The sequence below is a fragment of the Paenibacillus aceris genome (assembly GCF_017874035.1).
In the GTDB taxonomy this organism is placed as follows: domain Bacteria; phylum Bacillota; class Bacilli; order Paenibacillales; family NBRC-103111; genus Paenibacillus_E; species Paenibacillus_E aceris.
Genome location: NZ_JAGGKV010000048.1, coordinates 1 through 11,242 on the forward strand (window position 1 = coordinate 1; position 11,242 = coordinate 11,242).

At 48.6% G+C, this 11,242-nt stretch carries 11 protein-coding genes and 1 riboswitch; of the genes, 1 reads left to right on the top strand and 10 read right to left on the bottom strand.

Features of this window, described 5'->3' with window-relative positions; translation table 11 throughout:
• Window positions 1-138: 138 nt before the first annotated feature.
• From J2Z65_RS34685 to yyaC, 7 genes are all read right to left on the bottom strand, one after another.
• Window positions 139-582: a rhodanese-like domain-containing protein gene (locus J2Z65_RS34685; protein ID WP_167067311.1), complete on the bottom strand. Its 444-nt coding sequence runs from the start codon at window positions 580-582 to the stop codon at window positions 139-141.
• A 105-nt stretch (window positions 583-687) separates the two neighbouring features.
• On the bottom strand, window positions 688-1,575 hold the full coding sequence (locus J2Z65_RS34690; protein WP_167067308.1) for a LysR substrate-binding domain-containing protein: 888 nt from the start codon (window positions 1,573-1,575) through the stop codon (window positions 688-690).
• Window positions 1,576-1,677: 102 nt separating this feature from the next.
• Window positions 1,678-1,941 carry a hypothetical protein gene (locus J2Z65_RS34695; protein WP_167067305.1) on the bottom strand — a complete coding sequence of 88 codons (264 nt, stop codon included), beginning with the start codon at window positions 1,939-1,941 and terminating at the stop codon, window positions 1,678-1,680.
• 56 nt (window positions 1,942-1,997) lie between these two features.
• Complete coding sequence (locus J2Z65_RS34700; RefSeq protein WP_167067302.1) at window positions 1,998-2,450, bottom strand: hypothetical protein; 453 nt, start codon at window positions 2,448-2,450, stop codon at window positions 1,998-2,000.
• Between the two features lie 58 nt (window positions 2,451-2,508).
• Window positions 2,509-3,486: a phosphotransferase enzyme family protein gene (locus tag J2Z65_RS34705; protein ID WP_167067299.1), complete on the bottom strand. Its 978-nt coding sequence runs from the start codon at window positions 3,484-3,486 to the stop codon at window positions 2,509-2,511.
• Between the two features lie 648 nt (window positions 3,487-4,134).
• Entirely contained in the window at window positions 4,135-5,937 is a 1,803-nt protein-coding gene (locus tag J2Z65_RS34710) for an ABC transporter ATP-binding protein (RefSeq protein WP_240160043.1), read from the bottom strand.
• The gene (gene yyaC, locus J2Z65_RS34715; protein WP_167067293.1) at window positions 5,891-6,502 is read right to left on the bottom strand and encodes a spore protease YyaC; all 612 of its coding nucleotides are present in this window, start codon (window positions 6,500-6,502) and stop codon (window positions 5,891-5,893) included. The genes J2Z65_RS34710 and yyaC overlap by 47 nt, the downstream gene beginning before the upstream one ends.
• A gap of 101 nt (window positions 6,503-6,603) precedes the next feature.
• Between yyaC and J2Z65_RS34720 the strand changes: the two genes are divergently transcribed.
• Window positions 6,604-7,782, top strand: a complete 1,179-nt coding sequence (locus tag J2Z65_RS34720) for a glycosyltransferase (protein ID WP_167067290.1) — start codon at window positions 6,604-6,606, stop codon at window positions 7,780-7,782.
• A gap of 86 nt (window positions 7,783-7,868) precedes the next feature.
• Here the strand turns inward: J2Z65_RS34720 and J2Z65_RS34725 are convergent, their stop codons facing one another.
• The 3 genes from J2Z65_RS34725 to J2Z65_RS34735 form a co-directional block, all read right to left on the bottom strand.
• The gene (locus tag J2Z65_RS34725) at window positions 7,869-8,528 is read right to left on the bottom strand and encodes a hypothetical protein (RefSeq protein ID WP_167067287.1); all 660 of its coding nucleotides are present in this window, start codon (window positions 8,526-8,528) and stop codon (window positions 7,869-7,871) included.
• A gap of 169 nt (window positions 8,529-8,697) precedes the next feature.
• A complete protein-coding gene (locus tag J2Z65_RS34730; RefSeq protein WP_240160042.1) occupies window positions 8,698-9,594 on the bottom strand; it encodes a C40 family peptidase in 897 nt (298 codons plus the stop codon).
• Window position 9,595: 1 nt separating this feature from the next.
• Window positions 9,596-9,745, bottom strand: a riboswitch (cyclic di-AMP (ydaO/yuaA leader).
• 133 nt (window positions 9,746-9,878) lie between these two features.
• Window positions 9,879-10,811 carry an aldo/keto reductase gene (locus J2Z65_RS34735; RefSeq protein WP_167067284.1) on the bottom strand — a complete coding sequence of 311 codons (933 nt, stop codon included), beginning with the start codon at window positions 10,809-10,811 and terminating at the stop codon, window positions 9,879-9,881.
• Between the last annotated feature and the right edge of the window lie 431 nt (window positions 10,812-11,242).

The window sequence follows — 11,242 nt, forward strand, 5'->3', positions numbered from 1 at the left end:
CTCTCGACTCGTATTTACCAAGGTAACGTCATCGTCGTTTGTATTCGTTGCTCATAGCGTATATCCGCTAAAGTTGCGACTGCCCGTCGCACAAAGTAAGGGCCGCCAATCGGCAGCCCTCTTTCCCCTCGTATGCGATTATCCGATTAATGGAGCCTTATGCCCCAACGTGCCCTCTACCTCGTTCCCTTCCTTGCGCCAATACTCAATTCCGCCTAACATTTCTTTTACTTTAAAACCAAGCCCAGAGAGACGGGCTGCGCCTTTCGTACCTCCGTTGCAGGCCGGCCCCCAGCAATAAACGACTATGACTTGCTCTTTGGATAAAGATAATGCTGCCGTTGTAACTTCGTCGATTTGATTGGAAGGCAAATTAATCGCTCCCGGGATATGGCACTCGGCATACGCCTTACTGCTTCTCACATCGATCAGCACAAAATCGGCCACCCCATGCTGCATGTCGTAACGCACATCCGCTACATCCGTTTCTACCGATAGTTTATTCATATAATGGCGATGTACAGCATCCGGCGAAGCAGCAGGCGTTTCCAGCACTAGCGAGTATACAGGTTGGTTCTCCATATTAATGACCTCCATTTGGGTGTTGTTCTCAAGCTCTGATTGACTTGAAATGACTATACCACAGTCCCAAACCATGGAGTTATCGATAGAATTCGATACCATACTTCATTCATTTTGATAATTGGATGCGCCGAGAACCTCTAGAAAGCCGTGGAACGCTTTGGACTGCCACTTTTTCTTCGAATAAATGATCTGCGTATAGAACTTAAAATCGGGATGCACAAGCGGTACGGCAACAACCCGGCCCTTCTCTATATCCTCCGCAACCACAATCCGAGGCAGTAAAGCAATGCCAAGTCCATACATAACGCACTGCTTGATCGCTTCTAAATTCCCAAACTCGTAAGACAAGGAATAATGAATGTGCTTGCTTTTGAGCGTCCTGAGCAGCATTGCGCGGTACGTGCAGCCCTCTTCCGTTAAGATCAACGATTCTTTTTCCAAATCCTCAATCAAGACTTCCTTTGTTCCGGCAAATTTATGTGCAGGACTAGCGATAATAACAAGCTCTTCCTCTCTTAAAATGCTGCAATGAAGCTCAGGATCCGCAAAGGGAGGATCTAAAATGATTCCGACATCCAATGCCCCCTCTTTCACAGCTTCAATGATGAAGGGCTCGTTGCCCGGTTGAATCATCACGTTGATATCCGGGAAATGCTGCCTGTATGTCTGAAGATGCGGCGGGAGAAAAAAGGCGGCTAACGTTTCAATCGTGCCAATCGAAAGGATGCCTCTGGACTGACGGGAGACGACCTCTTTGGACTCCTCGTGGAGCCTGTAAATGTCGTTTGCATATTGTAAAAGCGCTTCTCCGGCAAGCGTCAGTTTCATACTTCTTCCGAATCGCTCTACGAGAACGGCCCCGTAGGATTCCTCCAGCTTTTGAATCTGCGTCGTAATGCTGGACTGGGCATAGCCAAGCACTTCTGCGGCACGTGTGTAGCTTCCCCATTTGGCCACTTCACGAAAGGTTCTTAAATACGTTAACTCCACACAAATCACCTTACTTTACGAAAAATTGTTATTCTCATAGTACCACATATGGAACGTAAAAAAGCCGCCGAACCTCGGCAGCCTTTGTGTTTTCGAAACGATTTAAAGGTCTCTGGCAACATGGGGTTTGCTATAATGGCTAACGCCTCCGGAGCCGACAAGCACTCTTCCACCTTTATTAAAAATGATTAATTTTCTTAACCCATTATTCAGCAGAACAGTCACTTTGGCCTGATTGGCAGTCGCGATATAAGTGATATATCCGCTGCTCCCTACCACCGTTCTCCAGTTTTTATCGAATTCAGATCTCACCACCCGATTCGAATAAACTTGATTCTCCAATCTGGTTACCTGTGTTTTTCTCATGGAACCTCACCTGCTTCCTGCTAGACATACGATTCCATATATCTTATGCAAGAGTTCTAGTTTGGTATAGACAAGTTTAGTTGCGGGCGATATAGATCATTCGATTTTAAAAATCGTTTGAAATTATACTTGAGCGTTACAGCGACTACCTCATTTTCCTTGGTGAAAATTAAAAGCTTTGGGGTATACGAGGGCGACTGACTAACAAACAAAACCACTTGCGTAACTGTTCCTGATACCCACTGATTGTTAATTTTCAATGGTGGAGCAAGCTCAACTTTTACCGCTATTCCACTGGTAGGCTCGATATTCAAAGAACCTACGGGACCGGCAATAGCAGATAGCCACTTCCCAACCTCACTTTGCAAACTTGCTGAATGCGTGATCGACTTGATGACCTCACCCTTCTCAATATCAAACGCCTCAGCCCCGTCAGCTGCGTAAACCGGATTGTAGCCGGCGGTCAACATGACGATAACAGCCCATATGCACACAAATCGTTTCATCATCCTGCCCTCTTATCGGAATTCATATTTCCATTTATCATGTCCATATTACGCACGTTTACTAAATGTGGCAAAATATTTCCGGAAGTCGCTCCCATTGCTGAGTAAGCCACTCCAACTCCCGAAAAAACCGCGCCGGGACGCCGGAATCCTCATGGATCTCTGTACGAAGCCACCAAATGGATTCGATTAGATACAACATTTGAACGGCCCTCAGAAATGTTCCTTCAGGTAACGCGGCATGTTCCCGGTATCCTTTTAAGAAAGAATCGGCGGCATCGAGCCGAAACCGCTCACTCTCCCAAGCACCGGACAAAACAGCACGAGCGATATCGATTTCCGGATAAGCCACATCCATTCGATCGAAATCAACGATCGTAACTGCCCCATTTTCATGCAACAGTAGATTATCCGCCCATAGATCCCAGTGAAGCCAGCCAATCGGACTCTCTGCAAACACATCAAAATCTAGCCACTGAACATTCATAATCGCCTTATCCAACAAATCAATGAGAGGCAAGTTCCTTGCATTCCTCGCTTGCTCAAGGTTGGCTTGTAGTGCCTTAAGGCAAGCCTTCTGATCCGGTTCCCATGCGGGTCGGGCTAGCGGAATATCCCTAAGCAGCTGATGCATTCGGCCTGTTGTTTGGCCTAGATCGTACATATGGCAAAGGCTGATGCTGCCGGTCTCAGGAACACTTCCTTCCACCCAACCCATAACCGCATATCGATGGCCCTTCCGCGTCTCTTGAATAAACCGCCCATCCAAGTCGTACACCTCCGGGCAAGAAAGGCCCGACTTAAACAATTGCTGCTGCACATACAGAGTCATCTCTATCTTTTTTCTTTTTTCCGTCAAATGGAGCTTGTACCGATCTGGATGATAAAACTTCACAAAAATAAAACCGCCAACAGTTGTTAGCCGCCATTTCACATTCAACCAGCCTTTGTGGAGCAGATGGGCATTCGTTACCTTTATGCCAAAATTCGCTTCAATATCGCTTACGATTTCCTCCAGCACCTGGTTGCTCTCTACCATTCGTTGGCTCCTTGTCCTCTTATTTATCGATTGGGAATAACAACTATTTGGCCGTTGAAGCGTCAAATCCTCCATGGATCAAACTAAGAATCTTTCTCCGCTTCTATTCCCGCAAAAGAGGCGTCCCCACAATTAAGCGCCAACAACAATAAAGAGGCGCCCCCGCAATGGGGTGATAGGGAAGCGATTAGGAAGCTACTTAAGGAGCAAGTGAAGCAGTATTGAGAATGATTGGTGGTACTTTAGCAGCTTGTGCAACATCGGGAGTGTTTGGGAAGGAGCAACAGGGAGGAGCTTGTGGAGCATCGAGAGTGTTTGAGGAGGAGCAATGGGGAGCCATCTGGAAGATACTTCGGGTGCCGCCGTCCAGACATTGGGGTGATAGGGAAACTACAGGGCTCTATTTGTGCAAAAAACGCCTACTTCCCGCTTTGTGCGGAACTACAGGGCCTTATTTGCCCACAACGGCCTTCATTTCGCCGAAAACGGCAAAATAGCGGACCGTAGTTCCCTTCCCCCAGCCACATGCCTGTTTTTGGCCTAAATAGCGGACCTCTGTTCCCTCTCCCTGCCCGAGCAGGCTGTAAGCACCAAAAACAAAAAAAGAGGTGCCCCAGAAAGGTCTTTCCAGACCTTTCTGGGCACCCCCTACGCCTCCTCGGCAACCTTGGCGAACTGCGTGCTGTACAGCCGTGCGTACAGCCCATCAAGAGCCAGCAGCTCGCGGTGCGTGCCCCGCTCCACGACGCTGCCCGCTTCGATCACCAGAATGTGATCGGCGGCCAGCACCGTGGAGAGCCGGTGCGCGATCACGAGCGTCGTACGCCCTTGCATCAGCTCCTCGAGCGCCGCCTGCACATAGGACTCGGATTCCGAGTCCAAGTGCGAGGTCGCCTCATCGAGGATGAGGATGCGCGGGCGCTTCAGGATCGCGCGGGCAATTGCGATCCGCTGGCGCTCGCCGCCGGAGAGACGGTGCCCGCGCTCTCCGACCATCGTGTCGTACCCTTCGGGGAGCGACACGATAAAATCATGGATGTAGGCCTGGCGGCACGCGGCCTCCATCTCCTCACGCGTAGCATCCTCCCGCGCAAAGCGCAGGTTGTCGCCAATCGTCGCGTGGAACAGAAACGATTCCTGCGTCACGTACGCGATTTGCGAGCGCAGCGAGGCAAGCCTTACACCGCGGACGTTCACGCCGTCTACCTCGACGATGCCGTCCGTCGGGTCGTACAGCCGCGCGATCATGCCGATCAGCGTCGATTTGCCGGCGCCGCTCGGTCCCACGAGCGCGATCATTTCGCCCGGCTGCGCCTCGAACGTAACGTCCTGCAGCGCGTACTGTCCTGGCTTATAAGCAAAGGAAACATGCTTATAAGCCACACGCCCAGCGACCTGGGGCAGCGGCAGCGCTCCTGGAGCATCCATGACATCAGGCACCATGTCCTGATATTCAAAAATCCGCTGAAACACGCCCAGCGCCGTCCCCACCTCGACCTGCAGGTTCAGCAGGGTGCCTACTGGCATATACAGACGGCCCAGATAGGCAGCGAAGGCAACAATCGCTCCAAGCGACATGGTGCCGGAGATAACCGAAAAACCGCCATACAAATAAATGATCGCTGTACCCAGCGGTCCAAGCGTGCTCGTCGCCATTCCGAACCAGCGGCCGACTAAATTGAGCCGCAGCTCCAGATCCATCACTTTCTGGTTCATGGCCTTAAACTCGGCCTCCTGCTGCCGTTCCCTGCCAAAAATACGGGTCAGCAAAGCCCCGGAAATGCCGAAGTTTTCATTCAGCTGCGAGGTAATATCCGAACGCACCCTTTGTGTTTCGATGCGGAGCGCCTTGCGCAGCTTGGAAACTTTTTTAACCGGCATCATAAATAGCGGAAGAATCAGAACAGAGATAATAGCCAGCTTCCAATCAAGGGCAAACAAAATACCGATCGTTGTCGCAACAATGACGAGCTGGGTAATCGAAGACACCACAAGTGAGGTGACGACCCCTTGTACGGCCTGTACATCGCCCGTGATCCTCTGCACAATCTCGCCTGATCTGGCGTCCGTGTAGAAAGCCATCGACTGCCGCTGCAAATTTTGAAACAATGACAGCCCCAAATCTCGAATAACACCTTGGGTTACTTTCGTATTGAGATGATTTTGCCATACCCCCAGCACACCGCTCACGACTGGAAGCAGCAGCATCAGCATCGCCATCTCAGCGAGCAGCCTCATACTCCCCTGCGGAATCGCCTTATCAATAATCTCCTTCATCACCAAAGGCGGTATTAATCCGACCACAGCCGCAAGCAGCGCCAGCCCGATGATGCCCAGCAACTGTCCCCAGTATCCCCGGAACAATGTCAAAATTCGTTTGACCGAAACATCCTTCAGCTTCGCTTTAGGCCGATCCCTGTCGGATAGACGTCCCATTCCGCCTGGTCCCATTTTCATCACTCCATTCTGCTTCTAAAGCTGTCTCTTCGAGTGGAAAAGCATGCGAAATCGCTTTCGCAACTTCATCCGCCATGTTCATAACCCTGTAAAGCGATGTCGTTTGAAGGACATTATACTGCCTGGGTCCATCTACGTTGACAATTGCGGCAATCGTATAGTCGCCAACATGAGGCAGATCTTTGCCGACCGACTTCCCTGGCGCTAAAGGCTGATTCGATACTTGAAACATGCCCACAGACATTTTTTGCCCCAAGCATGCATCTATCGCGATCACGACACTGCCCTGCGGAATTTCCTGCAGCCGCGTCGCAATGTTACTGGCATCGCAAGGTGCCTCCAGCGTCCCTATGACATGAGGATACCCAAGTTCAGCAAGTCTGGTTCCTACTAGCGGACCCAAAGCATCGCCTGTCGAACGGTCTGTTCCAATACATACAAAAGAAAGCGCACTCGGCTTCATCTCAAACGTTGTACCAATGCTTTCAAGAAATAAGGCCAACTGTTCGCCATTCATTTTTTTCCAAAATTGCTCCTGCGTACTGCGCGGTTCCTTCATCTATCATTTCCTCCCCTTACAAGCTTTCAGCAAAATTTCCCCCTACTAAGGATGAATGATATAATGCGATCAACTTCTATTCTTCCATAAGGAGGTATCCTGTGTCCACTCTCGGTATCATCGCTATCCTGACGCTCCTTTATTGGCTTTACGTCGCTTTTGATGTGCAAAAGGGGCTGCATGCCCTGCGTACCCTGCCTAAATCCGCCAAATCCCCGGACAAACCTCCGCTTGTATCTGTCATTATTGCAGCCAAAGAAGAGGAGAGTACCATACGCGAAACCGTCCAACATCTTCTATCCCAAAATTACCCGCGCCTCGAAATCATCGCTGTGAATGACCGCTCCCAGGATGCTACCGGTGTCCGGTTAGATGAGCTTCGCAAATGGTCCGAAGGCAAAAAGGACATTCCTACAAAGCTGCAAATCATTCACATCACCCACCTGCCGGAAGGTTGGCTTGGCAAAAACCATGCGTTATATCAAGGCTATCTGCAAGCCAGGGGGCAGTATTTGCTGTTTACGGATGCGGATATCCTTTTTGCCCCAGGTGCTATCACCGATGCTGTCGCTTATATGAAGGAAAATGACGTACATCATCTCACGCTGACCCCGAATATGATCGCACGAGGTGCTTTGCTCAAAGGTTTCGTCCATTTCTTCCTGTTCTCATTTTCTTTATTCGTCCGCCCTTGGCGTGCCAATGTCGACAGTTCCCGGGGGCCAGGCATCGGAATCGGCGCCTTCAATATGGTGAGCCGGAACGCCTATGAGGCGATTGGTACACATCGAGCGATCGCATTAAGACCTGACGATGACTTGCAGTTAGGCACTATTCTTAAAAGATCGGGCTTCCGGCAAAGGGTGCTTTCCGCCAAACACCTGCTGCAGGTCGAATGGTACCATTCTCTGAACGAAGCCGTGATCGGGCTGGAGAAAAATCTTTTTTCCGGTTTTCGCTACAGCTACAGCATCGCGTTCCTCGCTTGTTTGGGACAGCTCGGCTTTTTTATTTTCCCATGGCTTGGCCTACTTCTCTTGTGGGATTGGCGTGGCGCCGTCTATGCGGTTACTGTTATTTTGCAAATCTGGCTGTACCGCAAGCTAATGTCCCGCCTAATGAGCATGAGAGGTGATGAAGCCTATCTGCTTCCTGTCAGCGCTTCGCTGCTTGTATATACCATCGTGCGGTCGGTTTGGCTTACATGGAAACAAGGCGGGATCTACTGGAGAGGGACCTTCTATTCCCTTCGTGAATTAAAAAGGAACACCCGGCACTAACCCACCGCGCATTTCTCCTAACGCCAAATAAGCGTTACTCGACAGAGCAAAGCTTACCTTCACGGTTGTGGCGTGATCCTGATCTTCTAATGAACACGATTCATTCGAACAACCCGGTAGTACAAATGGCTGCTCACCTCATGCTCCACTTCCAAATACCCCTCTGCATGCACATAATCACCCGTTATAAAAGTAGAGGCATCTGCGGAACTGGAGTGCGTCAGGAAAAGGAGAGCGGCTTTATCATTGCCTACAACAAAACCCGTTTGTTCTTTGATTTGAAATTTATCCAGAATGGTGCCATGATGAGACCTTGCAATATGGTGAAACTTCCAAGACTGGTCTTCTTTAATAAGAAAATAAAGCACGCGATTCCTCAGATTGTTGCTAAATTCCCGCGTAACTCCAATCATACATACCTTCTCGCCTAGACTTAAATATTCATCAATGACATAAGATTTCAACCGTAATCGCAGCACATTCTTATGTTGGATATAGGCTTCCATTTCTTCAATTGTTCTTTGATCTCTCGGATCTTGCTTCGTTGCGTAAAATACTTCTTTAATAAACGTATCCGTTTGCAGGCTTCTAGCGCCTTTGAAATGATTGTATGTACGAAAAAATTGCTGAATGACTTCCCGGACCTCATCTGGCATCGCAGGGCCCTTATCCACGGTATACATGCTATCTGCTATACTTGAATGTCTCTTTTTATAAAACCAGTTCTTCCAGACACTTAATTGCATGCGCTCGTGTTCACCTGCTCTTTCTTTCTTCCAAGCATTTCTTCATTATAGGCTAAAAACCATAAAATTTCGATAAAAATCGCATTATTCCGCAGACGAAAAGAAACACTTGCCATCTATGCCTTTCAATCGAAAGAACATAGAAAACAAGTGTTCGGTAGTCCCATCTTTACAGAACTCTTTTTGCTCCGACATACCTTGCGCTCCAATAAGAGCTTGATAGACTATCCACAGCCACGCCTCTGGATGTAGTCGCTGAAATAAATCGATCATTGCCAAGATAAATGCCCACGTGATTCACTGTTTTTGAAGCGAAAAACACTAAGTCTCCTGCCTTCAAATCCGTGACTTGCGTGCCTGCTTCACTGTGCATTTCCGATGACGTACGAGGCAAATCGATTCCTTTCGCTTGATACACGAACCGCACAAAACCGGAGCAATCAAATCCGTTCGGCGTCGTCCCTCCCCATACATAACGTACGCCCATATAGGCGTTTGCCGTCTGTACGATTTGCTCCGTCACAGACGGAACAACAGGAGCGGCCACCTTAGGAGCCGGTGGTGGTGGCGGCGCAATCCAAGCCGGTTTGTGCGACTTTCCATCCACATCCACAATCGCGATCTGATTAGCTTCATTCCATTCAATTGGCGAACCGAAGGTTTCCGTAATGAATCGCAGCGGCACATAGGTATTCCCTTGGTACACGGTTGGACTGCTTTCCATACTGATCTTTTTACTGTTCACAATCGCTTGCTGCTGATCTGTAACGAGTAAGATCGACTGCTGCTTGTTGACCAGTGTGACCTCGATTTCATCCGCTTGCTTCTTCCAGCTTACTTGATAGCCCAGCTTCTCAGTTAACACTCGGAGAGGAACTTGCATGATGCCCTTGTCATCAATGTAAGGCTGTACTTCTGGAAACTTCAACAGCTCGTCATTGACCTGAACCTTAACTTGGCGATCCGATGGCGCGGAAGCGGCCTGAGCGGCATGTGCCGTAAACATGGGTACTGCGGCGCAAAAAATTGCGCATGAACAAATAAGACGTGAAGAAAAAGATTTCAAAACTTTGCCTCCTTGAAGCCTCCGAGGTTAGTTGACGGGTTCGGGAAGAGGTTTTCCCTAGTACGCTTAGCCAACAGCGCTCATTCACCCCAAGTAAAGAAGTCCCCCGTACCAGAGCTTTCGATGCTCTGAGATTCGGCATTTTTTGTCTATGATAGACTAGCATAGTTTATTTGATAGATACAACTTTTGCGTGGTAGTAAGTTTTTCCAGTCAACGTTTTTTTACTGGAATGGCTTCGATATTTTTCCATAAAAAAACCACCCGATGGGGTGGTTTAGCGGTTAAGAATAGCCAATCACAGACAGCACCTGATCGCTAATTTTGTTTAGAGTTTCTAGCTCAGAGACAGATAATGAAAGAGAAGCTGCTTTCATATTATTTTCGAGGTGATGCTGATCCTGTGTACCAATAATAGCCGAAGTAAGTGCTTCCTGGTGAAGCAGCCAAGCAATTGCTATTTGTGTAACGTTGGCTTCCTTGGAATCTGCTATTTCTTTCATTACCGCCAGAAGTTCCTTCTCCGCCTCCAGATGCTCCGGAAGGAAAAGCCTTCTCTCCTTGCGGAAGTCTCCATCCTTCAATGTCTTTCCATAAAGATGGAAAGCCCCTGTCAGAATCCCTTTCGCAATCGAACTGTAGCTCATCGTACCAATGCTATGCTCCAGGCAAAAAGGCACAATCTCTTGCTCAATCGCTCTGTGCAGCAAGCTGTATTCCGGCTGAATCACATCGATTTGCGCATATCTCACGGCTTCCTTCAGCTGTTCCAGAGAGAAATTGGAAACGCCGATAGCCCGAATCAAGCCTTCCTCTTTCAGCTTCACAAATTCCGAAAGTGTTTCCTGTACCGGGATGTCAAAGCTTGGCCAGTGTATGTAATAGATATCTATGTAATCTGTTTTTAATCGTTTCAAACTGTTCTCTGCTGATTTCCTTACATCCTGAGGACTTAGATTGCTTCGGCTCACCTTCGTCGTGATTATACATTGTTGACGTATATCTGCCAAAGCGGCTCCGACAATTTCTTCCGAATGGCCATTTCCGTAGCCTTCAGCCGTATCAAACGTTGTGATGCCAAGCTCGAAAGCTTTGCGGATGAGCTCGATGTTGTTTTGATCGTTTGTAAACTCCCACGGGCCTCCTCCTAGCTCCCAGCAGCCAAATGTCATCGTCGAGATGTCAAAACCGGCATTTCCAAGCTTCTTCGTCTTCATAGTCGCCGACCTCATTTCATTTGTATAGTCCCATTGATATAGTCCCACTGATATGCACACGTTAACAATGTAAAGTATACCGCTTTCATCTTCTTTTGCCAAGAGATGAGGAAGCTCTAGCTCCCTATGCTTCCCGTCAAGGAAGGTATCCCGCCGTCGCAATCGTGATGACACCTATATGAATGCTGAGGGAACTGTGGTCCGTTATTTATCCATATTAGGGCCTAGCCGACTCTGAAAGGGAACTATGATCCGCTATTTGTCCACATTTGGCTAATAATCAGCTAAATGAAGCAAATAAGGCCCTGTAGTTCCCCCTAACTGGGAATCTGGCCAAAATCGGTTTGACCCCCTAATTCCGGAGAGTTACCAGTGTAAGAAACAGTAACCTTAGAATTACGTTAATTTGCGTTTGTTTCCGCTCGTTTCCT